Origin of the sequence: Desulfobotulus alkaliphilus, assembly GCF_007830435.1 — a bacterium.
Taxonomy (GTDB): Bacteria; Desulfobacterota; Desulfobacteria; order Desulfobacterales; family ASO4-4; genus Desulfobotulus; species Desulfobotulus alkaliphilus.
The window spans coordinates 111,520-134,269 of sequence record NZ_VLLC01000006.1 but is presented as its reverse complement, the minus strand read 5'-3'; the positions used below and the strand labels follow the sequence as shown (position 1 = coordinate 134,269).

The 22,750-nt window shown below is 52.5% G+C and carries 24 protein-coding genes; 6 read left to right on the top strand and 18 right to left on the bottom strand.

Features of this window, described 5'->3' with window-relative positions; genetic code table 11:
- Window positions 1–26 precede the first annotated feature (26 nt).
- The 11 genes from msrA to LZ24_RS05535 all read right to left on the bottom strand — a co-directional run bounded on the left by msrA (window position 27) and on the right by LZ24_RS05535 (window position 6,511).
- Window positions 27–533 (bottom strand): peptide-methionine (S)-S-oxide reductase MsrA, encoded by a 507-nt coding sequence (gene msrA / locus LZ24_RS05585; protein ID WP_144683234.1) that lies wholly within the window; start codon window positions 531–533, stop codon window positions 27–29.
- A complete protein-coding gene (msrB, locus tag LZ24_RS05580) occupies window positions 530–979 on the bottom strand; it encodes a peptide-methionine (R)-S-oxide reductase MsrB (protein ID WP_144683232.1) in 450 nt (149 codons plus the stop codon). The genes msrA and msrB overlap by 4 nt, the downstream gene beginning before the upstream one ends.
- 122 nt (window positions 980–1,101) lie before the next feature.
- The gene (locus tag LZ24_RS05575; protein WP_144683230.1) at window positions 1,102–1,365 is read right to left on the bottom strand and encodes a Txe/YoeB family addiction module toxin; all 264 of its coding nucleotides are present in this window, start codon (window positions 1,363–1,365) and stop codon (window positions 1,102–1,104) included.
- Window positions 1,362–1,523 (bottom strand): hypothetical protein, encoded by a 162-nt coding sequence (locus LZ24_RS05570; RefSeq protein ID WP_281282273.1) that lies wholly within the window; start codon window positions 1,521–1,523, stop codon window positions 1,362–1,364. Before LZ24_RS05570 ends, LZ24_RS05575 begins: the two co-directional genes overlap by 4 nt.
- A 15-nt stretch (window positions 1,524–1,538) precedes the next feature.
- Entirely contained in the window at window positions 1,539–1,958 is a 420-nt protein-coding gene (locus LZ24_RS17165; protein WP_186442955.1) for a hypothetical protein, read from the bottom strand.
- Between the two features lie 105 nt (window positions 1,959–2,063).
- Window positions 2,064–2,609, bottom strand: coding sequence for a hypothetical protein (locus LZ24_RS05560; RefSeq protein WP_144683228.1), 546 nt, complete (start codon window positions 2,607–2,609; stop codon window positions 2,064–2,066).
- A 427-nt stretch (window positions 2,610–3,036) separates the two neighbouring features.
- A complete protein-coding gene (locus LZ24_RS17160; protein ID WP_186442954.1) occupies window positions 3,037–3,411 on the bottom strand; it encodes a hypothetical protein in 375 nt (124 codons plus the stop codon).
- A complete protein-coding gene (locus LZ24_RS05550) occupies window positions 3,408–4,649 on the bottom strand; it encodes a DUF4857 domain-containing protein (protein WP_144683225.1) in 1,242 nt (413 codons plus the stop codon). The genes LZ24_RS17160 and LZ24_RS05550 overlap by 4 nt, the downstream gene beginning before the upstream one ends.
- Window positions 4,646–5,317: a hypothetical protein gene (locus tag LZ24_RS05545; protein ID WP_144683222.1), complete on the bottom strand. Its 672-nt coding sequence runs from the start codon at window positions 5,315–5,317 to the stop codon at window positions 4,646–4,648. Before LZ24_RS05545 ends, LZ24_RS05550 begins: the two co-directional genes overlap by 4 nt.
- 1 nt (window position 5,318) lies before the next feature.
- Window positions 5,319–6,197 (bottom strand): ABC transporter ATP-binding protein, encoded by an 879-nt coding sequence (locus LZ24_RS05540; RefSeq protein WP_144683219.1) that lies wholly within the window; start codon window positions 6,195–6,197, stop codon window positions 5,319–5,321.
- Window positions 6,197–6,511, bottom strand: coding sequence for a hypothetical protein (locus LZ24_RS05535; RefSeq protein ID WP_144683216.1), 315 nt, complete (start codon window positions 6,509–6,511; stop codon window positions 6,197–6,199). The genes LZ24_RS05540 and LZ24_RS05535 overlap by 1 nt, the downstream gene beginning before the upstream one ends.
- A 781-nt stretch (window positions 6,512–7,292) precedes the next feature.
- Between LZ24_RS05535 and LZ24_RS05530 the strand changes: the two genes are divergently transcribed.
- Genes LZ24_RS05530 through LZ24_RS05505 form a run of 6 tightly spaced genes read left to right on the top strand, consistent with a single transcriptional unit; the run spans window position 7,293 to window position 13,197 of the window.
- Entirely contained in the window at window positions 7,293–8,846 is a 1,554-nt protein-coding gene (locus LZ24_RS05530) for an acyl-CoA carboxylase subunit beta (RefSeq protein WP_144683213.1), read from the top strand.
- 33 nt (window positions 8,847–8,879) lie between these two features.
- Window positions 8,880–9,077 (top strand): hypothetical protein, encoded by a 198-nt coding sequence (locus LZ24_RS05525; RefSeq protein ID WP_144683211.1) that lies wholly within the window; start codon window positions 8,880–8,882, stop codon window positions 9,075–9,077.
- Between the two features lie 21 nt (window positions 9,078–9,098).
- Entirely contained in the window at window positions 9,099–11,042 is a 1,944-nt protein-coding gene (locus tag LZ24_RS05520; RefSeq protein WP_144683208.1) for a pyruvate carboxylase subunit B, read from the top strand.
- 11 nt (window positions 11,043–11,053) lie between these two features.
- Window positions 11,054–11,533 (top strand): Crp/Fnr family transcriptional regulator, encoded by a 480-nt coding sequence (locus LZ24_RS05515; RefSeq protein ID WP_144683206.1) that lies wholly within the window; start codon window positions 11,054–11,056, stop codon window positions 11,531–11,533.
- Complete coding sequence (locus LZ24_RS05510; protein WP_186442953.1) at window positions 11,526–12,023, top strand: OadG family protein; 498 nt, start codon at window positions 11,526–11,528, stop codon at window positions 12,021–12,023. The genes LZ24_RS05515 and LZ24_RS05510 overlap by 8 nt, the downstream gene beginning before the upstream one ends.
- Before the next feature lie 46 nt (window positions 12,024–12,069).
- A complete protein-coding gene (locus LZ24_RS05505; protein WP_144683200.1) occupies window positions 12,070–13,197 on the top strand; it encodes a sodium ion-translocating decarboxylase subunit beta in 1,128 nt (375 codons plus the stop codon).
- 429 nt (window positions 13,198–13,626) lie between these two features.
- Here the strand turns inward: LZ24_RS05505 and LZ24_RS05500 are convergent, their stop codons facing one another.
- The 7 genes from LZ24_RS05500 to LZ24_RS05470 all read right to left on the bottom strand — a co-directional run bounded on the left by LZ24_RS05500 (window position 13,627) and on the right by LZ24_RS05470 (window position 22,469).
- Window positions 13,627–14,139 carry a hypothetical protein gene (locus LZ24_RS05500; protein WP_144683198.1) on the bottom strand — a complete coding sequence of 171 codons (513 nt, stop codon included), beginning with the start codon at window positions 14,137–14,139 and terminating at the stop codon, window positions 13,627–13,629.
- A 716-nt stretch (window positions 14,140–14,855) separates the two neighbouring features.
- Entirely contained in the window at window positions 14,856–16,700 is a 1,845-nt protein-coding gene (locus LZ24_RS05495) for a TonB-dependent receptor plug domain-containing protein (RefSeq protein ID WP_144683195.1), read from the bottom strand.
- 467 nt (window positions 16,701–17,167) lie between these two features.
- On the bottom strand, window positions 17,168–17,815 hold the full coding sequence (locus LZ24_RS05490; protein ID WP_186442952.1) for an urease accessory protein UreH domain-containing protein: 648 nt from the start codon (window positions 17,813–17,815) through the stop codon (window positions 17,168–17,170).
- Window positions 17,812–18,612 (bottom strand): acyl-CoA dehydratase activase, encoded by an 801-nt coding sequence (locus tag LZ24_RS05485; protein WP_144683189.1) that lies wholly within the window; start codon window positions 18,610–18,612, stop codon window positions 17,812–17,814. The genes LZ24_RS05490 and LZ24_RS05485 overlap by 4 nt, the downstream gene beginning before the upstream one ends.
- Before the next feature lie 176 nt (window positions 18,613–18,788).
- Window positions 18,789–20,153 (bottom strand): 2-hydroxyacyl-CoA dehydratase family protein, encoded by a 1,365-nt coding sequence (locus LZ24_RS05480; protein WP_144683186.1) that lies wholly within the window; start codon window positions 20,151–20,153, stop codon window positions 18,789–18,791.
- Window positions 20,150–21,172 carry a 4Fe-4S binding protein gene (locus tag LZ24_RS05475; protein ID WP_144683183.1) on the bottom strand — a complete coding sequence of 341 codons (1,023 nt, stop codon included), beginning with the start codon at window positions 21,170–21,172 and terminating at the stop codon, window positions 20,150–20,152. The genes LZ24_RS05480 and LZ24_RS05475 overlap by 4 nt, the downstream gene beginning before the upstream one ends.
- Window positions 21,173–21,242: 70 nt before the next feature.
- On the bottom strand, window positions 21,243–22,469 hold the full coding sequence (locus tag LZ24_RS05470) for a DUF4198 domain-containing protein (protein WP_144683180.1): 1,227 nt from the start codon (window positions 22,467–22,469) through the stop codon (window positions 21,243–21,245).
- Between the last annotated feature and the right edge of the window lie 281 nt (window positions 22,470–22,750).

Below are 22,750 nucleotides of genomic sequence, written 5' to 3'. Positions count from 1 at the left end.
CTGATCTTCATACAAAAGAAAACTGCTCACCCACGTTCACGCTTTGGCAGTACCCAGCCCGGACGTGGGTAATGGCAGGTGTAGCCGTTGGGATAATGCACAAGATAATCCTGATGCTCGGGCTCTGCTTCCCAGAAATCCCCTGCAGGTTCGAGTTCCGTTACCACCTTGCCCGGCCATAATCCCGAGGCATTCACATCCATGATGGTGTCAAGGGCAACTTTTTTCTGCGTCTCGTTCACATAGTAAATTGCCGATCGGTAGGACGGTCCCCGGTCATTGCCCTGCCGGTGAGTGGTTGTGGGATCGTGTATCTGGAAAAAGAATTCCAGAATGCGGCGATAGGAAATTTTCTCCAGATCGAAAAGAATCTCAAGGGCCTCGGCGTGGGTGCCGTGGTTGCGGTAGGTGGCGTTGGGGACATCGCCGCCGGTGTAACCCACCCGGGTGGCCTCAATCCCCGGTAACTTGCGAATCAGATCCTGCATCCCCCAAAAGCAGCCGCCCGCCAGAACAGCGCGTTCCTGTGTCATGACCTGTCCTCCACCTGATTGAGGTAGTCCCCATAGCCCGCTGCTTCCATGTCTTTGCGATGGATGAAGCGCAGCGAAGCCGAATTGATGCAGTAACGCAGACCACCGCGATCCCTGGGGCCGTCGGGAAACACGTGCCCCAGGTGGCTGTCGCCATGAACCGACCGAACTTCGGTTCGCACCATGCCATGGCTGACATCCTGCAGCTCCTGAATATACGCAGGCTCGATGGGTTTGGTAAAGCTTGGCCAACCACAACCCGACTCAAACTTGTCTGATGACGCAAACAGTGGTTCGCCCGACACGACATCCACATAGATACCCGGCTCGGTATTATCAAGATGCTCGCCCGATCCTGGTTTCTCGGTGCCGTTTTGCTGGGTCACACGAAACTGTTCCGGAGTCAGGGCGGCGATGGCAGCATCGGATTTCTTATAAGGATTCATTTGATCCTCCTTGATGGATTTCTCTGGGGGTATTCACGTCTGTGTCGGGTTGCCCAAGGCATGGTTCAGGGCTTGCAGGAGTAACATCGGATGCAATCGCCTGCAACCCATTGTTCTTCCATTTATTCGTAGTGGGTCCACATTCGAATGACTGTGACTGTTTTTTCATCGGTGAGGATTTGGTAGACAATTCTGTGTTGTATGTTCAGCCTTCGTGAACAGGCACCGGATAAATCACCTACAGGTTTTTCGTAAGACGGTGGCGTTTGATATGGATTTTGTTTCAATATCCCAAGAATATCTTCTGCCTTTGATTTCAGGCCAGATGAGGAAATTTTTTTAGCATCTTTCTGAGCTTGTTTTGTAAAGACGACCTTCCAGCTCACCAGTCAAGTTCCTCATTACAATCGCCTATTGGAGTTTCAAGCCCTTCCCGAATCGATTCACGCATATTTGGAATGTTCAGAAGAAACAGGGTCTCTTGAACTGCTTTCCAGTCTTCTTCTGAGAGAAGCACAGCGTTTCCTCTTTTGCCTGTAATAATGATAGGCTCATGGATTTAACTTATTTGAATCCAGTTGCCACATGTTTCAAACGTGTCTGTTTTATTTTTTGTTAATTTACATTTATACCCCGAAAACCCATGGTATCTATTATTTGCACAATTGTGACAAAATTTTGTTTCTTTAGTTGATACTGGAAATTCTTCCTGCTCTGATGGTAGTTCTCTGCTGCAGTATCGACATACAGTTGCTTTGGGCTTTATCAATTCATCACAGTAGGGGCAATGTTTTTTTCCTTCTCTAATTAGCTGCTCTTCGTTTGGTTTCAATAAAATTGCATGAATCATAGCAAATACAAACAATGATGCACCATAAATCCACCAAAGAACAAAATCTCTTCCCTTGCTTGACGCAATAAAAGCAGGAATAATACCAATAATAACAGCAATGATTGAAATTATAACAAAACTATCCATTTGCTCTTCTCCTTCTTTTGTCTAGCTGAGACTTGGGCAAGCTAACGCCGTCGTTCACCGGTTGCCATGAAGCGTCAGCGTAATTCAATCCGGTGAACTGACATGTTATGTTATTGTAATATCATATTCTTGATCTTTATCGACATTGCAATAACCGTATACTCTTTTCGCTCGTTTGACCGCAATGACTTTTTTTTCATCATTTTTTATTAAATCCGACCTAAATTTCTCTACAGCTTGCATGAATGCATCAAAAAGTTCGTCGATATGAAGGGTCGTATACAAATGTTCTTTATCATTTTTATCAATTTGATCTTGAATATTTATTGCTTTTTTTCCCATAGTATAAACGATTTGTCTCGCTTTACCCTTTGAGCTTAAATCAGATTCACTACTCATTCGATGGACAATTCCACATCTTGAAGCATAAATATCAATACTTGTAACATCCCCTTCAAGTTTAGGGATTAAATATATATCTACCCATTTTGTAAAATACGCCTTATTCCCCTCATCATCTTCTTTGTTTAAATAACTCACTATATCTATAGAACAATAAATTAAAGTAAGTGCAGGAAGACCGAGATCATTTGATATGCAACCACTGATTGCAGTTGACATCTGTTTCATTATTTTAACAAAATTTTCCATGTTATCCGTCCTTATATCCGGATAATTTTCCTTTTATTCTGGTGTTCAAGGGCAAAATATGGAAAACCGTATCCCGTCTTTGTCCGTCTATCAAGAAAAAAATCAAATTTTCCATTTATCCTGATATCAGAGGCCAAAACATGGAAAAAGGGACGAATTTCAGACCTGTCCCGAATCTTACGCTTATGGTTCAGGTTTGTGCGGTTCTGCTGCGCTACCACCGCCAAGGTAACGACAGGGCCTGAAAGCAAAGGTTTCTCTCGGACCATCTTTTTTTCATGGATTCGTTTTTTTGAGTTTTCCCTTATAAAAAGCAGGGGAAGCAGCCCGAAAAGCCCCGTAAGCATGAGAAAGCCAAGCGGCCCTGCATGGCGGTGGAAAGCCCCTTTTTTTCTGAAAGAAATGAGATAAAGCATCAGGGCCAGTGTTATCTGTCTTTTTTCAATGTATTTCTTGCAGCTTCGATTGCTTTTTTTCTTTCCCGATCAAAATTTTTGACTGGTTGCCATTCGTCATGTTCAATTGATTCCATCAGGTCTTTTTCTTCCTGATCGACTGGCTCAAAAGTCTTTTTATCGTTTTTATTCATCATTCCCCCTTTAAACCGTATTTTTTTTGTGTGTTTATGGCTCGGAAAAGCTGCCTTTAAAAATATTCCTTCATCATTTTCCATGCAAGGTACAATGATGGTATAGTTGCATATTTCCAAAACATACACCTTTTGATTAGAATGTTCCTGATTTTCCTTAATAATGCAAAGGTTTCTCTCTGACCATTTTTTTTCATGGAATCGTTTTTTCAATTTTTCCTTACAAAAAGCAGGGGAAGCAGCCCGAAAAGCCCCGTAAGCATGAGAAAGCCAAACTCCCCCACATTGCGGTAGAAAGGCCCTTTTCTTCTTAAAAAAATGAGATAAAGAATCATGGCAAGGACAATCCCCCCAAAGGACCAGAAGCTGCCCTTTTGAAGCTGCAAGCTGGCCTGATTCTGCCAGGGGCTTTCAAGGCTTAAGGTGAAGGGAAAAAGAAAGTCCTTTACATTCCCGGCCAATCCAGAGCCCGTCTGGGAAAAGGGCAGGGTAAAGGATTTCAGGGGCTGATACTCCGTATCCATGACCGTGGCATGCACCCTGTCTTCCCCTGTGAGGATCAGGGTACGGTAAAGGGGATTGACGAGAAGTTTCACGTCCATGCGCCGAGGGTCAAAGCCGTCGGAGGGCAGGGGAATCAATTCATAGCTGTCCCAGGCAATGAGAAAAAGCCCGCCCCTTTCTGTGATGAGAATGCCGTAGAATTCCCGCCGCTGGTTTTCCGATACCGCAATGTCAAGAATCCCCATATCCGCCGGAATGCCCGTTTTCCGGATGTCCGGCTGATCCATTACCCTTCGGATATGAAAAACCCCGCCTTGGCTGTCCTTCACAAAGTATCCCTCATCAAAGGGCTTGAGGTTGGTGGGATTGCCGCTGATGAGGGTGGCGGGGAAGGTAAAGCCCTTTTCCTTCAGGCTTTCCGTAAAACGCTTTGACAGGGCCTCGTCTTTGCGGTTGGTGTCGGCATTGATAAATTCCATGCCCTTTTCCGTGAAGCGGAAAACATCTTCGGGAAAGGGGATCATGGCAATGCCGGGATCGTTGTTGAAGAGGGGATAAAGGGCAATCTGCGGCCGGCTGCCCTTCAGATCTCTGGCTTTGATCTCAAAGGACTGGCGCTGGCTGCGGATGGTTTCCCGGTCAAAGATTCTGCCTTCAAGCTCAAGGGGGCCTTCGTTTCTCAGCTCGTAATTGCGGAAATAGACAAAGGGCAGGAGATCCTCAAAGGCCCCGCGGTCAAACTCCCTGCCCCTTTCATCCGCATAGATAAATTGATGGCCGCCGAGGGACTTCTGATAGACAAACGCCTTCTGCACAGGGCTGAAAAAGACAAGGGGAGCCTCACTCTTCCGGGTCCAGATTTTATCAAAAAGGGCGGGAAGGATGAAAAAGATGGCAATCACGGCCAGTATGCGGGCAGCCCATCGGGAAAGAGGATTCAGCGTCATGATACACCTCCCTGACGGAATCTGCGGCCCGTATCAAGAACGCCCAGAAGGGCCAGCGGCGAAAGCAGCAGGAAAAAGGGCAGGGCCGGTGTCAGCCAGCCATAGCCGCTGCCTGCAAAGTGCAGGGAGCTAAGGGCCGTGAAAACAAGGGCATAAAAAACCCTGCGGGGCCAGGAAGGTTCAAGGAGAAGGTGCACGGCCCCAAGATAGGCGATGAATCCGGCGTTGATCCATGGCAACAGGGTGGGGAGAGAAGCCAGCGCCAGCTCGTGGGGGAAATACCAGAGAAGGATTGCTGCCGTGAGCAGCAGATCCAGCACCGCAAGGACTCCGAGGTGGAAAAGACCCGCAAGGAGACATAAAAAAAGCATACGGTTCTGATCCATGGGAAGGTGCAGGGAAATCCGCATTCTCCGGCCGGAAACTTCCGGCATGAACTGGGCTGCCGCCAGCACAAGGCCCGTGATCAGGGGCAGATAACGCAGGGGCCCATAAAAAAGGGTGTGCAGGTGAATGGCCTGATACCAGACCATTTCCCCGTGCTCCATCAGGATGATCTGGCGGATATCGAGGAGGATTTTCAAGGCTGCGCCCAGATGAACCAGAAAGGCCGCCGTAAAGTACCAGCGGAGCTTGAGCCACTCCTTCATAAAGAGAGATTGCCACATATCAGTATTTTCCCATCAGTCCGATGAAGCCGTCTTCAAGGCTCATGGGGCTTTGTTGCAGATCTTTAGGGCGGATGCCAAGCCCCGCAAGGTGGCTTTTCAGATCGTCCATCTCCCCATAGGTGTAGAGGGTGATCCGGTTTCCCCGCTGCTCAAGGCCGGTGATGACCGTATCTTTTTGGAGCACCTGCCCCTTTTCTGCGGTAAAGGTGAATTTTTTAAAGGAGGTCATGAAGTCTTTGAGGGGGGTTTGGGTGATGCGGCCCTGATCCAGAAACAGCAGGGTGTCCACCAGCTGCTCTAAATCCTGAACAATATGGCTGGTCACAAAAACGGTTTTATCCCCGGCAGCCACAAAGTCGTGGAGAACATCCAGAAAAAGACGGCGGTAGCCCGCATCCAGCCCCATGCTGTAGTCATCGAGGATCAGGAGGTCGGGGTTCTGGGCCATGATTACCCCCAGCACCACCTGAGAGCGCTGGCCACAGGACATCTGGCGGATCTTGTGGCCGGGCGAAAGGCCCATCCGGTTCACAAGGTCATAGAAGATGTCCCGGTTCCAGTCCGGATACCACCGTGAAAAGAAGGTTTCCGTCTGGGCGATGGTCATGAATTCATAGGCCTGATGTCCTTCATGGAGAAGGCCCACCCGTTTTCTTAAGGAAGGAGAAAGGTTGTGGGAATTTTCTCCAAGGACCAGACAGCGGCCGGATACGGGTTTGAGAAAGCCCATGAGGATGTTCACAAGGGTGGTTTTGCCCTGACCGTTTTTGCCGAGAAGCCCGCATACGGAGCCTCTGGGAACGGAAAAGCTGAGATCCTCATAAACGCTTTTCCCCTTGTAGCGGTGGCAGAGGTTTTGTACTTCGATGGCGTTCATTATCGGGAAATCTGCCTTCCGGGAAGGGTGACGCGGTGGTCGGCGCCTGCGTCAAAGACCACCACAAAGGGGATGCGGGGTTTTTCAAAGGTGAATTCGGAGTCTTCGCCCATGCGTCCCTGCATGAGCACCCGCTTGTCCGTGGATTCAATGCGCATGGCCACACCTGCGGCGGAAGAGCCGTCGGAAAAACCACCCTGACAGGTGATGGTGTTGTCGCCGTTGTCACTGCACAGCACCATGGCCCTGTGGGCATGGGCAAGGGGGGCTGAAGCAAGAAGCATCAGGGTAAAAAGAAAGCTTTTGTAAGGCATGGTCTGAAATCCTTATGAAATGCATTGGCTGTTTTTACGTCAGAAATAAGGATATCGAACAGGTTTGTTTTTTGTAAACAAACTATTTGTCTTGGCAAAGATTTTTTTGGCTTGCGTCATGGCTCAGTCCGCTTTTGAAGTGGTGGATTTTCCCGGCATTATGGAATCTGATTACCACTCTCTTTCAGCCATGGAAATTACATGACCAGATTGTACGATTGTTGGCGGGCACCCGTAAAGGGTGCCCCTACACAAAACAGGGTCGTAAAAACCATTCGTAGGGACAGGCCTTGCGCCTGCCCGTGTTAAAGCCCGCACCATAGACCTGGCAACAATCTGACCAGCAAACTGTGGCTGAGTCAGGGTAGTAATCAGATTATGGAAAGATCGGGCAGCAAGGGTCTGTCATAAATGGCGCAAAGGGCTGGGCTGTGCATGCAAGGCATGGGTCTGTACTTTTTGTGTATGTTGTTCCGGGAGGGATGGCTTTCCTGTCATGCCGCATTTTTTTAAAATACGGGCGCATGATCCATATTTTTTTGGGTGCTTAGGCCCTACCCGGACATTTTGCTCCGGTTTTCCTTTTTTTGTTTTGCTGATTATGGCACATATTCTGCTTTATGCCCTGTTCCGGTTCCTGATCCTGCAGGGAGGCGGGTTTAACCATGCATTTTTCTTCTGTGCTTTTGCTGGAATGCAGTAGATGACAGAAGCCTTGTCATGGTATGTACGGACGGGCTTAGGGAAGAAAGCTTTCAAAATCATCTGATCCGGAGAATATATGAGCCGTACCGTTGAAAAACTGCGTGAGCTGAAGCTCCGTGAAAATGAAGTTTTGAAAATGGGTGGAGAAGATGCGGTACGCAAGCATCAGGAAAAGGGAAAACTCACGGCCCGTGAGAGGCTTTTTCACCTTTTCGATCCCGGCACCTTCCAGGAACTGGATGCTCTGGTCACCCACCGCTGTACCCATTTTGGCATGGAAGATACCTTTATCCCGGCAGATGGCGTGATCACAGGCCACGGTCTGGTGGATGGCCGTCCCGTCTTTGCCTATGCCCAGGATTTTACCGCAAGGGGGGGCAGCCTTGGGGAAATGCATGCCAAAAAAATTACCAAGGTGCAGGATCTGGCCCTGAAGGCTGGAGCACCCGTGGTGGGGATGAATGATTCCGGCGGTGCCCGGATTCAGGAAGGGGTGGATGCGCTGGCGGGTTTCGGGGAGATTTTTACCCGTAATGCCGATGCTTCCGGCGTCATTCCCCAGATCTGCGCCATCATGGGGCCCACAGCAGGCGGGGCGGTCTATTCTCCGGGCATGATGGACTGGGTTTTCATGGTGAAGGATTCCAGCTATATGTTCATCACGGGTCCGGACGTGATCCGTTCCGTCACCGGTGAAGTCATTGATTTTGAAAGTCTTGGCGGGGCCATGACCCATGCGGTGAAAAGCGGGGTGGCCCATTTTGCCGTGGATTCGGATATGGCCGCCATTGAGGGCATCCGGGAGCTTCTCACCTATTTTCCGTCCAACAACATGGAAGATCCGCCGGTAAAGGATCTGGGGGATGATCCCTTCCGGGTGGAACCGGCCTTGGACAGCCTCATCCCCGATGCGGCCAATGCCGCCTATGACGTGCGCACCCTGATAAAGCTTCTGGCCGATGGCGGTGAGATGTTTGAAACCCAGCCCCTTTTTGCTCCCAATATTGTGACGGGCTTTGTGCGCATGAACGGAAGAAGCACCGGTGTGATTGCCAACCAGCCTGCTGTCATGGCGGGATGTCTGGACATTGATGCTTCGGACAAGGCCGCCCGGTTCATCCGCTTCTGCGATGCCTTTAACATTCCCCTCATCACCATTGCCGATGTACCGGGTTTTCTTCCGGGCAGCAGTCAGGAGTGGGGTGGCATCATCCGGCACGGAGCCAAACTCCTCTGGAGTTATGTGGAAGCCACGGTTCCTAAAATTCTGCTCATCACCCGCAAGGCCTATGGCGGGGCCTACATTGCCATGAGCTCCAAACATCTGGGGGCAGACATGGTTTTTGCCTGGCCCACGGCGGAAATTGCCGTGATGGGAGCCGAAGGTGCGGCCAATATCATCCATCGCAGGGAAATCAGGGAGGCACCGGACCCCGCCAGAACCCGCCGGGAGAAAAAGGAGGCCTACGAAGCTCTTTTTTCCAACCCCTATATTGCTGCGTCCAGAGGCTATGTGGATGCGGTGATCCAGCCTTCGGAAACCCGGCCCCGTATCATTGGTGCCCTGGAAGCCCTGGGTTCCAAGCGGGTGCAGAAGCCTGCCAGAAAGCATGGTAATATCCCCTTGTAAAGTGGGAAACCCTCATCTGAAGGATTTTTGCCCATGATGGAAGAACAGAAGAAGATGGCTGCGGCCATGGCAGCGGTGATGGCCTTTATCCGGGACGGAGAGGCGGCGGCTCTCCGGCGGCTGGGGGCCAGTCCCCATCGTGCTGCCGGAAAGCAGCCCAAAAATATCTGGAGTACGGCCGGACGCATGGATCAGATGCAGACGGCTCAGTGGATGCAGCGGAAATCCTGACCGTAATTTTTAAGGAGAACCATGGAACCGGTGATGAATCAGAAACCTCTGGCGATCTGTGATGTGAGCCTGCAGGATGGCTTTCAGTGCCTTTATGCGGGACGGGGCCGTACGGCGGATATGGTACGCATGGCAGCACTGATGGATGATGTGGGCTTCTGGGCCGTGGAGGTCTGGGGCGGAACGGGCTTTGATGTGATGCACAGGGAGTTGAATGAAGATCCCTGGGAGCGCATTCGCAGCCTGAAACGGTATTTCACAAAAACCCCCATGGCCTGCATGCTCAGGGGCCAGCACCTTGTGGGGGAACGCTGTTATGGGGATGATGTGGTCCGGGCCTTTGTGGAGCGGAGCCATGTGAACGGAATACGGGTTTTCAGGCTCTTTGATCCCATGAATGATCTGCGCAATCTTCAGGTTGCCGGAGAAAGTGTTTTACAGGCAGGCGCCCATTTTCAGGGATGTATCTGTTACAGCCGGACGGCAGCCTTTCCGGAGGAAGAAAGCCTGTATACGCTGGAATATTATGTGAAAAAAGCCATTGCCCTGCAAAATATGGGTGCCCATTCCCTGCTGATCAAAGACACGGCAGGGCTTCTCATGCCCGGAGAGGCCCGGAAACTGGTTGCGGGTCTGAAAGCGGCCGTATCTCTGCCCCTTCATATTCATACCCATGCCACGGCAGGCTTTGGTCCCCTTTCCCTTTTTGCCGCTGTGGAGGCAGGCGCTGACGGTGCGGACACCTGCCTTGCTCCCTTTGCCATGCGAAGCAGCCATGGTGCCGTGGAGCCCCTGATTGCAGCCCTGAAGGGAGGCGATCGGGATACGGGCCTTGATCTTGAAAGAATCGCTCCTCTGAACCGGCTCAGCGAAGAGGAAATTCTTCCCAAATACTGGCATTTCTATGGCGGCAGCACAACACCCATGGACACCACGGCACTGATCCACAGCCTTCCCGGAGGCATGGAAGCGGACCTGAAGCGTCAGCTGGAAGAAACCGGGGCCGAAGACAGGCTGGATGCGGTTTTCAAAGAACTGGAAAGGGTGCGCAGGGATCTGGGCAATCCGCCTCTGGTCAGGCCCCTGATCCGCATTCTGGGAACCCAGGCCGTGAACAATGTGCTGTTTGATACGGAAGGGGAATCCTACCGTATGATTTCTTCCCAGATAAGGGATTTCTGCGCTGGCCTTCACGGCGAGCCTCCCGGCCCCCTGGACGCTGCCTTAAGAAAAAAAGCCCTTGAGGGCCATCCAAGGGGTGTGCGTCCTTTGCGGGAACGGCCCGGAGAAGCCCTGAAGCCTGAACTGCCGGGGGTGCGGGAAGAGTTGCGGGGGCTGGCTGCGGATATTGAAGATGAACTGCTCTGTGCCCTTTTTCCTGTGACAGGTAAACGTTTTCTGCGCTGGAAATACGGCAAGGAAACGCCTCCGGAATACACCCTTCCCCGGACCTTGGAAGAGGCCATGAAAATACGGGAGCGGATGATCCGGATTCTGGCAGGGGAGCATAAAATCACAGAGCCTGAGAAAGTGCCGGAAAAAAGTCCCTATATCCGCACCTTCAATGTCTTTGTGGACGACACCTATTATGAGGTGGGTGTGGACGAGGTGGGAGGGGCTCCGGTGATCCGCCATGCCTTTCCCCTGACCCCGCCTGCTGCGGAAAAAAAGACGCTCAGGGAAGCAGATGATGCAGGCCCCGTCAAAAAAGCCCAGGCTTCCATTCCTGCCCCTGCAAATGATGGGGATGAGGGAACTCCCCTTGTGGCGCCCATGCCCGGAATGGTGGTTTCCTTCCGGAAAAAGGAGGGGGACAGTGTGAAAGCCGGAGAAACCGTGGTGATTCTGGAGGCCATGAAAATGGAAAATGCCCTTGTGGCTCCGGTTTCAGGGGTAATTCTGACCCTCTCTGTACGAAGCGGGGATTCCGTTGCCAAGGATGCGGTTCTCTGCCGTATCGGATAAGGAGATTTTTTGTGCATACGCTTTCTGATACCATGGTGCGTATTCTGAAAACCCTGCCCCTTTTAAAGCGGGTCAGTCCGGAATCCCTTGAAGTCCTTGCGGCCTATATGCAGGTTTTCCGGGTGCGGGAAGGCGAGGAGATTATCCGTTGGGGAAGAAGGGCAGAAACCCTTTATATCACCATCTCCGGTGACTATCTCATGGCCTTTCCCGACGGAAGTGCCTTTACCCTCCATGGCAGTGGCGAGGTGATCGGCATGAACGCCATGCTGAATCAGGGCCGTTATACGGCCAGAGCCCTTGCCCTGACCGATGGTTCCCTCATGGCCCTCTACCGTTCCGGCAGGGATCGTATGCTGGAAGAACACCCCCGTTTTGCGGACAGGATTCACCGCAGCATTCAGGCCTATCTGCACCAGAGGCAGGCGAAGAAAAACAGCGGAAGAATTTTTGTGGAAGAGGATTTCAGCAGGGGGAGGAAAGATGCCTGAGTACGGTCTGGATGCCATTGCCAGCCACAATGGCTGGGAAATGGCCTTTCTTGGTATTCTTATTGTTTTCACCTGTCTGAGTCTTCTGGCCTTCAGCATTTCCCGTCTGCACCGCATCCTTGCCTTTTTTGACGCCCGGAAAGACCGTAAGTCCGTAAAGAAGGGGGGGCCTGTCACGGAGGGGGCGTCTGTTTCTGACCGGCCTGAAACTCCGGCTCTGAAAGGCTTTGCGGGTTTTCAGGAAGCCTGCGGCAGCTACGCCCTTCTGGCGGAAAAGATGGGATCTCCCTTGTCTCTGCCGGGCCTTCTGGAACAGGCGGAAAAAAGGGGGATTGCCCGCTCCCATGCCATTCTGGCAGACCTTGTGCGTACCGGCGTGCTGAAGCCCGATGGAAGAGGCTTTTATGTCTGGGAAAAGGCAGCCTTTGAAGGGCTTTTTGAAGGCGGAGAATCTCAGGTAAAAAAGGGGTCCAGAGCCCTGCCGGCCTGATCGGGCGGCAGGAACACCAGAAACGACTGACCATGAAAGAAGAGACATGATCCCGCTGCTGCAGGATTTTTTAACCAATACCGGCTTTTATATGGTTGATATCCGCCATGTTTTCATGATCTGTGTGGGGCTTGTATTTATTTATCTGGGGATCGTCAAACGCTATGAACCCCTTTTGCTGGTGCCCATCGGATTTGGCATTCTCATGGGAAATATCCCGGTCTTCCATGGGCTGGGCCTGAGCATTTATGAAGAAGGCTCCGTTCTGGGTTACCTTTATATGGGCGTTACCCACGGCATTTATCCGCCCCTGATTTTCCTTGGCATCGGAGCCATGACGGATTTTTCCACCCTTCTGGCAAGACCCTCCCTGATGCTGCTGGGGGCTGCGGCCCAGACGGGTATTTTTCTTACCTTTCTTGGTGCTCTGGCCATCGGATTTTCTCCATTTGAGGCAGCCAGTATAGGCATTATCGGTGGTGCGGATGGCCCCACGGCCATCTTCCTTACGTCCATGCTTGCCCCTGATCTCATCGGACCCATTGCCATTGCCGCCTATTCCTATATGGCGCTGGTGCCAGTGATCCAGCCACCCGTCATGAAGCTGCTCACCACGAAAAAAGAACGCCGCATCCGCATGGAAGAGCCGAGAAAGGTTTCCCAGAGGGAGAAAATTCTCTTTCCCATTACAGGGCTTCTCATGTGCTGTTTCATAGCCCCTGCGGCCCTTCCCCTGCTGGGTATGCTTTTTCTGGGGAATCTCCTCAAGGAGGCCGTGGTCACGGATCGTCTGGCTGTGGCAGCCCGTACGGTGATCATTGATACGGTGACCATTCTTTTGGGGGTAACCGTTGGGGCCAGCACCCAGGCGGATGTGTTTCTCAATGCAAAAAGCATAGGGATTTTTGTGCTGGGAGCGGCGAGTTTTGCCGTGGCAACGGCCTGTGGTCTGCTTTTTGCCAAGTTCATGAATCTTTTTCTGAAAACCAAAATCAACCCCCTGATTGGCGCTGCGGGAGTGTCGGCCGTGCCGGATTCCGCCCGTGTGGTGCATCATGTGGCCCAAGAGGAAGATCCCGGTAATTTTCTGCTGATGCATGCCATGGCCCCCAATATTTCAGGGGTAATCGGTTCTGCCATTGCCGCCGGGGTTTTGTGGAGTTTTCTTTCCTGAAGAAGGTGCTGCGGGTCTTTCAGGGGGCGGCAGGCTTCTGTGCTTGTTTCCTTAATGTCTTTAAGGTCTTTAGGGAAAACTGACTTATCTGTTGCTTAGGCCTGTGTCCTTAATGTCTTTAAGGTCCTTAAGGTCTTTAGGTAAAGCTGACTTATCTGTTGCTTAGGCCTGTGTCCTTAATGTCTTTAAGGTCCTTAAGGTCTTTAGGTAAAGCTGACTTATCTGTTGCTTAGGCCTGTGTCCTTAATGTCTTTAAGGTCCTTAAGGTCTTTAGGTAAAGCTGACTTATCTGTTGCTTAGGCCTGTGTCCTTAATGTCTTTAAAGTCCTTAAGGTCTTTAGGGAAAACTGACTTATCTGTTTCTTAGGTCTGTGTCCTTAATGCCTTTAAGGTCTTTAAAGTCCTTTGTATTTTTGTTTTTTTGCCTGCTCAGCCGTCATCCTCCCCGTCCATGCGGGTTTCAATGGCTTCCAGCAGATCCCTAAGCCTTGCAGCTACGCTTTCATGGGAATACTCATCATCGGGGTGGGGCGGCTCACCGGGTTTCTGGAAATAGGGTTTTTCCTTGTTGATCTGTCCCCACCTGATGTCTGCCTGACGGGTGAGTTCATAGAGGCGCTCGGGGTGATCCAGACAGGATCGGATCAGCCCGTGAAGAAAGCCAAAGGGTTTTTCTGACTGCTCAGAAAGGGCAAGGCTGTTGTTTTTTACCCTTTCCTGAAGCACGGATATGAGTATTCTTGAGGCGTCAGGGGTGTGATCCCTGATAAAATCATTGAGTTTAGCCACAAGCTGATCAATGGCAGGCACAGGATTGTGGCCCTTCATAAAATGTCCTCCCTCCCTGCCTATGGCTTCTGCCATGGAGAACTTCCTGCTGCTCCGTATTTCCTGCTGGAGCATGGCATCCTGCTTTTTCTTTTCATCCTTTTCTGGGTTCATAACTTCTCCGTATGGGTTAAAAAATCATCCCTTTAAACAAGAGTTTTTCTGATTACCACTGTCTTTCAGCCATGCGAACTTTAATCATGGAAATTATATGACCAGATTTTACGCTTGTTTGCGGGCACCCGTAAAGGGTGCCCCTACAAAAAACAGGGCCGTAAAAACCATTCGTAGGGGCAGGCCTTGCGCCTGCCCGTATTAAAGCTCGCACCATGGGCCTGACAACAACCAGACCAGCAAGCTGTGGCTGAGTCAGAATAGTAATCAGAAGAGTTTTGGTAAAAAGATTTTTCATGCCCCCTAGTGGCTTCCTTTAAAGCGTCTGCGGGATTTTTGTCCCTTGACAGAAAAAGGAATATTCACAAAAATTCTTATCATATTATTGTACCCAAGTGTATGGATATGTCCGGTTTTGAACGGACAGATGGGGCGGAAAGCCCCGGAACACAGCCTTGAAGGGGCCTTCATGCAGATCCTGTGGGAGGAAGAGACCCACAGTGCCTGTTGGAAGTATCCGGTCATTTCATCCCCTCTGCAAGTGATGACACCATAACCTCTCCGCATGCCTTTCGACCTGACAACAACCGGAACAGTAAACTCTGGCTGAGCCGAAGCAGGGGAAAGAAAAGGAAAAGGGCTGAACCCCTCAATAATTAACGGGATTCAGCCCTTTTATGTTTTTGGGCTGCTGTGCGGGGTCTGATTTTTTAGTATCAGAACCTGAAATTCATGCCCGCCATCCACTCCGTACCGTCGATGTCCGGCTCATCGCTAACGTCTTTTTCATTGGTGAGGTTTTCAAGGCGGGTAAATATTTCAAGATTTTTTGTGACATGATGGGTAATGGCCAGATCCACCATGGTGTAGGCGCTGCGGGTTTTTCTTATGGTCAGGGTCTGGCCGTGCTGAGCCATTTGTTCTTCATATTCCCGTTCCCCTGTCCATGCCGTGGTGAGGCGGAAACGCAGGTCGGGCCGTGCCAGATGGTAGTCCAGATCCAGCGTTGCCCTGTGTTCGGGCCGGTCGAGAAGTTTTTTTCCCGTATCTTTGTTTTCCGTATCCGTCCAGGTGTAGCCAAGGGTGGCGGCAAAGGAGGATACGGGCCGCCAGATGATGCTGGTTTCTGCTCCCTGGGTGAGGGCTTCGCTGATGTTGCGGTAGGTCATGGTCCTTGCCTGGGTGTTTCTTAAGGTTTCAACAAGATCATCAATTTCATTGCGGAAGAGGCCTGCCCGTACCAGAAGGCTTTCATGGATCTGATAGTCCATGCCTGCCTGATAGGAGAGGGATTTTTCCGGCTTCAGGTCGGGGTTGGCATGCATGGTCCACGGGCCCATACGCCAGCCGTCGGCATAGAGTTTCAGGAGGGTGGGGGCCATGAAGGCCGTGCCTGCGGAAGCCCTGAACCGAAGATTGTCCGTTGCCCGGAAAAGGAGGCCTGCCCTGGGATGGGCCTCTGTGCCCCACTCATCATGGTGGTCCACACGGCCCCCCACCGTGAGGGAAAGCCTGCCGAAGTCCATTTCATCCTGCAGGAAAACAGCATGGGTATCCTGGGAGTCTTTTGTGTAATTCTTGTGTTTGTCGTCAATGGACTCCCCCGTATAGGCATAGCCTGCACTCAGGGTGTGGAGGCCCACCATGCGGGAATAGGCGGTTTCAAACTCATGGAGGGTGGACACGGAATCAAAGCTTTTGTCCTTTTTTTTGTGGTCATGGGAAAAATAACTGCCCCGGACCTGAAGCTTTGAAAGGGCATCGGGACGGATATCCGCACTGGCATTGAGGCGGCTGCGTTCCTGAATGCGGTTGGCTTCTCCTGTAACTTCATTGGTCTGCCGGGAAAAAAAGGGCTGGATACGCAGGGAGAACCTTTCTGTGGGCCGGTAATCGAGGCTTGCGGCAAGGGTTTCGTTTTCCATGGTGTCTTCATCTTTATCAACGCCGGTGGTGCGGCTGCGGGAGTAATCCAGACGAAGCCCCATGTTTTCATTGCCCGTGCTCATCCCTGCCGTGGCAAGGGAGCGGTTCCGGCTGCCTGCGCTGAGGCCGGTGCGGAAGTCTGTTCCTGTTCCTGCTTTTTTTGTGATGATATGGATGACACCGGCCATGGCGTCGGAGCCATAGAGGGCGGAACCGGGGCCTTTGACGATTTCGATGCGCTCAATGTTTTCTACGGGGATGGAGGAAATATCCACACTGCCGTGCCCACCCGTGAAGCGCTGTCCATCCACAAGGATAAGGGTCTGGTCCGGGTTCATGCCCATGAGCTGCACATTGCCGCCATTGCCCCATGAGCCGGTGTTCTGTCTGATCTGAACGCCGGGGATATCCCTTAAAAGCCCCTGAACATTTTTGATCTGCCGGGCTTCAATATCCGCTGCGGTGATGACATGAACCTGACTGATGGCGTCTTCCACCCGCTGTTCGCTGCGGCTGGCACTGACCACAATCTGCTCCAGCTCGCTTTCGGGCGGGTGAAAGGCATGGGCGGGCAGGGCCAGAAGACCTGCTGCCAGAAATGGAAAGAAGGTTTTTTTCAAACTGCTGCAATGCATGCCACATCTCCTTTATATCTTAAAAGTGAATCTGATAACCACGCAGTCTGAGCCTTGCTGGTCATCAGAAAGGTTAAAGATTTTATGTAAAATAATTTTGTCATGCTTAATGGTTTAGTTGCGACTAAAACCCTGGGCGATGGCTGTTCATGCAGGGCATGAACTTCCATGGCCGCAAGGATCACTGGGGTGTAAAAATATCGTTTTGAGGGTTCGGCAATGCGCTTTTACCCTCATCTTCTTTAAAGTCCTTAACGACCTTAAAGCCCTTAAGGACAATACCCACAACCAGCCTCAACGCCATAAAGGAGCAGGTAGGGCAGGCAAGGGGGGGTGCCCCTACGGATGTTTTTTATGGTCCCTTTTTGTAGGGGAACCCTTTACGGGTACCCGCCGACAGAAGAGGGGAGAAGGGGAGGCACAGGGGCCTGCCCCTGCAAGGGATGATCTGGTCCCTGCTTCTGCACTCAGGCCATCCCCAGACCCAGCAGCAGGGTTTTGATGCCGAAAATGGCCACCACCAGTCCGGCAGCCCTTGAAAAGCCTTCAATCTGCCGGGGAAGTTTTCCGGCCATGCCTGCTCCCACCCAACCCATGGCCATGCAGGCCAGAATCAGGGGAGAAAGGCTGGTGCCAAGGGTGAAAACCACGGCAAGGCCCGCACCCTTCATGGCGGAACCCGAGGCCGCCGCTGCCGCCATCATGGCCGCATAGGGCAGGCAGGGCACCAGAGGGCTTGCCAGACCCAGCAGCAGGGGAGGGGCAGCCGCCCTTTTCCTGCTGGCACATCCGCTGCACCGTGGCCGGAACAGGAGAAAGAGTCCCGCCAGAAGGGTGAAGAGGCCCGAAGCCAGTGCCATGGACGGGGTTTCCAGCCGGGCCATGGCCGCCTGCCCCAGCCTGCCGAAAATGGCACCGATAAGGCCTGCGGTGAACAGTCTGCCGCAGACAAAGCTCAGCAGGGCCAGTATGCCATCGGAAGCTTTCCTGCTGTTTCCCAGAATGCAGGTTCCCATCAGGGGAAGGCAGGAGGTGCTGCAGATGCCAAGGCCAAAGGCCAGACCCGCCAGAAAAAGGGCGGGGAATTCCATGGGAAGTGCAGGCAGAGCACTCATGCGGCGGCCGCCATGTGGGCATCCCTTGCCAGAAGGGCGGCACCGATGGCCGTTGTGATCTGGGGCCATGCCGGGACATGGATATCCAGGGCCAGCTCATCTTCTATGGCCTTTACAAGGCCCCGGTTCAGGGCAGGGCCGCCGTCAAAGGCCACGGGTTCCGTCACACCCACCCGCCGTGCCATGCGGGAAAGCCGCCTTGCAATGGCATAGTGGGCTCCTGCGGCAATTTCCGAGGGGGCTTTTTTACGGGCAATGAGGGAGATGATTTCGGATTCCGCAAACACGGCACAGGTGGCATTGATTTTCAGGGGGATCTCCGCTTCCATGGAAAGGGGGCCTAAGTCTGTCATGTTGATTTCCAGTATCCTTGCCACGGTTTCCAGAAAACGGCCCGTTCCTGCGGCGCACTTGTCATTCATGGCAAAGTTTTCCGTAACCCCGAAACTGTCTACGGCAATGACCTTGCTGTCCTGCCCACCGATGTTGAGGATGGTGCGTACCGGCGTATCCAGATCCGTGCAGCTCCAGGAGGTTCCCCGGACATTGGCCGTAATTTCACTGATCACCTCATCGGCAAAGGGAATGAGGCGGCGGCCATAGCCCGTGGCCACGGTTTTGCGGATGTCTTCCCGCCGCAGACCGGTTTCACGGAGAAGATCCTTCAGGGCGGTTTCCACGGTGTCACCGCAGTGTACTCCCGTGGACTGCACCCGGCTTCCCATAAGGCCTTCGGTATCCATGAGGGCAATTTTGGTGGTGGTGGAGCCGATGTCTATGCCAAGGTAAAGATCCATATGTCCTCCTTTCTATGCGTCCTCTCTATGCATTTTTTCTATCCCAAGCCCGTCATTTTTTTTATGAAAATCCAATGAAATCAAGCGAAGTGATTTTTTATGGGTACTACATATCCATTTTGCAGCCATTTAAACGAAGCCTTCAGAAGTATGGTCACTATTCTGGTGGACTTGGGTTATGCGCTTTTTCCCATGCGCAGCCGTCTGCCCTTAAGGGTTTCCACAAAGGCTTCCACACGGGTGCGCAGGGGTTCCGTATCTTCGGGACTGTAGTCCGTTTCTATCTTGAGCTGTGAAACCCCTGCCGCAGCAAGCTCCGCCTCTAAGGGCCGCAGTTCCATGTCATAGGGATGGCACCCTTTCAGTACGTGATGCACCACCCCTTCCACCCGGTAGTCTTTGATCATTCTGAAAAGTCTGGTTTTACGGTCTTCCCTGTCCGTGAACACGGGGCAGGTGCAGGGCAGGAGACAGCGGTCCGCCAGAGCATCCAGCATATCGTCAAAAAGGGGTTCGTCGATGCAGGCCATGTCCCAGAGCAGCCTGCCGGAGCTGCACAACTCGTCACAGGTGAGGGTGCCGCCTGCATTTTCAATGAGATCCGGTATTTTCCAGTTGGGAAAAATCACAGGGGAGCCGGTGAGCAGAATGCGGGGGGCCGTTCTGGGAGCTGTGCCGATGCCCTTTTCTTTTCTTTCCAGAAGCTCTTCATTGAGATTTCTTGCAGCAAGGGTCCAGTCGGCTCCGTCCATATAGAACCAGGCATTGGCCACGGCAGCCGCATCCCTGCCCCGGATAAGGGAAAGGTCATCCATGCGCAGGGTCTGCAGCCTTCTGAATTCCTGCTGGGCCTTGTGCATCATATCCATGGCGGCCCTCAGTTTTTTTCTGGTGATGCGTTTTCCGGTAACCTTTTCCAGTGCATGCATCAGTCTGCGGATTTCTGCGTACCAGAACCTGCGGGAGCTTTCCGCTGCCTTGAACTTGGGGACCGAGAGCATCATTACGGGAACATGGCGGGAGATCAGCTCCCCCAGTTTGACCTTCCAGTCGCAGGTGGTGGGAATGATGATGAGATCGCATTCCCTGTACATGGGCAGAACACCTGTGCGGGTGAAGCCCGTGGCCGCCTTGACCATGGGGCAGGAGACGTCCGGAAAAAGGGCTTCTCCGGCTTCTGCGGCATCGCCGCTGCCCGCGCAGAGCCTTACGGGAAGGGCACCTGCGGCGTAGATCAGCTCTTCGGGCACGGCCATGCAGTAGATGCCGATTTTTTTTCTGGGACCTGTGGGCAGAATTTTTTCCGGTGCATCGGCAAAGTTTTTAAAAAGGGTGTCAAAGGGGGTCATGGATACGGGCCGGTTTTTTTCCATGGCAATGGCGTCATAAATTTCCCGCACGGCCATGGCCATGTGCAGGGACAGGCGTCTGGCCACACGGTCTTCGGGAGAGCCCTTTGAAGAACCTTCAGGACTTCCCGCAGCCTCAGGGCTTTTTTTTCCGGAAATGGCAGACAGTTTTTTGATGATGGCAGATTTCATTTGGAAGCACTTTCTGGGTCTGTGGCGGTATCTTGCAGGGCCGGGGTCTCCCCATGGAAGGGGCCTCCTGCTGAAGCTGTTTTATTCTGGCGTTTCAGGAAGCCTTCGGCGGATGCGGAAAAAACGGGCAGTCCTATGATGGTGGCCGTCAGTGCCTTGTTTTCCGGGCAGACTTCAATGCAGCGCATGCAGAGCATGCAGTCCTGGGTGACCATGTGTTTTTTGTCCCGGAGCTCGGCGATCTCCCGGATTTCCATGGGGCAGGCCCTGAAGCAGTTGCCGCAGCAGGTGCAGGCTTCTCCTTTTTTTTTAAGTCCCACAAAGCCGATACGGTCAAAGAGGGAGAGCAGGGCCGCCATGGGGCAGAAGGCACAGATGTAGCGGCGTTTGACAAAGCCTCCCACAAGGAAAAGTCCTGCAATGAGCATGGAAAGGCTTGAGAGAACAAGTTTTGTGGTGCTGGAAAAATCAATGATCAGATGGCTGAGGTCGCCTTCAAAGAGGGGGATGAGGGGTTTACCCGGACAGATCTGGCAGAAGGGAACGGCCAGATCCGGCGTGAATCTGGGCAGCCCGAGGAGGCTGTTTCCTATGCCCATGGGTAAAAGGATGAGCAGTGCCAGAAGGGCATACTTCACCCACTGGAAGCGGTCCCGTGTTTTCCAGGCAAAGCGGGAGCCGTCAATGCCCACCCATTCCCGGATTTTTGTGATGAGATCCTGAAGAAAACCCAAGGGGCATATCCAGCCGCAGAAGGTTTTACCAAAAACCAGCGCCCACAGGAAAAAGGTGCCCAGATAGATGAGAAAGGCTGTGGCTGCACTGCCGAAGAGCATGGCCCAGGGCATGGAGAGAAAGCGCTGAAAAGGATAAAGAAAGCAGGAGCCTCCCCGGTTTTCCGCATAAATGCAGGCCATGGTGGGAATGGCAGTGCCAATGGAGAATATGGTAAGGCCGCCATAGATGAGAAAAACAAAACACAGGGCCTGAACAAAGAGGCGGATACGGTCTACGCGCATGGTTTTTTCCTCCGGACAATCGAAAAAACAGGTATTTCCTTGCAGAGACAAGCACTTGATGGGGGCCGTATCAGAACCATCTTCCCCTCCGTTTTCTTCTCCGGATGGCCGTACCCAGCCCGATGACAAGGCCCGTGAGAATCAGGGTGTAAAATCCTGCGGCCCGGCTTTCCCAGTCCAGGGGCGTGGGATGAACGGTCAGGGCAAGGGAGGTGCGTAGAATCTCTGTTCCAGCGGGGGGATTGTCACCGGCATCCGGTCGGACGCTTTTTATGATCTCCAGATGCTTTTCGGAACGGCTGTCCAGTTCTGCCCTTGCATAAAAGGTAATGGGGGCTTTGTTCACACCTTTGTCATGGAAGCGTTCTTTGATCAGGATGAACTTGACCTGACCGGCCTCATCCGTGTGCAGGGTCTGCTGCCAGCCCTCTGCCGTGGTGAGGGTAACGGGAAGGTCCGGTACGGGCATGCCCCCCAGCCGGATTCTCAGGGGCAGGGTGTCGCCCGTATATTTTCTGTGAATTCTTGCAAAGTTGTTGCCGGGATCCGGACTCAGGTCTTCCATGGAAAACCATGGCAGATGGGCTTCAAGGGCAGTTTCCGGATTTTTTTCGGGAGGATCTGTCTTTTCTCCTGTGTTGCGCATGGAAGCTGTGGTGAAAAGCCTGAATATCCTGCCCTCATCGTCGGTTTTTTCCAGTGATGCGCTGATGTGGTAGGTCCCCTGAATCAGGGCCGCATCCCGGATGCGGATGGCGGGGCCTTCTTTCTGTGGTGTAAGAATCTCTCTGGAAAGATCCGGTCTCAGGATGGCCGTCTCTGCCCTGAGAAGATCCTCCGGGGCTTGGGCTTTCATGGCAGGTGGCCAGCCCAGAAGCAGGGTATAGTGGGCGGGGTGGGACATGGCTGCCCTTTTTTCCCGTTCTTTTTTTTCTCCTTTTTCCGATTCCGGAGCCGCTGATCCGGGATGCCCCTTTCCCTTGGATTTCATGGCGCTTTTTTCTTCCTTTTCCTCCATTCCCGTTTTTTTGCTGTCGGCCTGCCTTTCATTTTCCGATGCTTCCTGCCCCTCTTTTTTTCTCTGCATACCCATACCTGTACCATGGCCGCCCCCCTGGGTATTGCCCCCACCGGAACGTCGCATTTCAGGGCCGGGTTCAAGGAAAAGAAAGCCGGGGTCTGCAGGGCTTGCCATGGGAAGAAAAAAGATAAGGGCAAGCAGCAGTGGAAAAAAGCACCTGCCCCTGCGGGATTTTTGCATGGGCGGAAGACTTGCTGCGGGGCATCGTTTTTTCATGGGTAAAAAAACCTTTTAAAAATGTGGGTCATTTTTTTGCCTGTGCTCAGGCCCCGGAATGGGGAGCCGTGGAAATCCCTCTGTCAATTCGGGAAGAGATAGTCGGGGTGGTATGCGAAGTCAAGAATAAAATTTGTCTAGGCTAAATAATTTATATCTGTAAAGATTGTTTAAGTTTGCAAAGATCCGGTTTACAAAATCACTGGATGAAAAGCCGGAAGATATGGGGAAGGAGTCCTTCAGGGGAGACCGCCAAAGGCACAGGGCCTCTTCCTGTCATC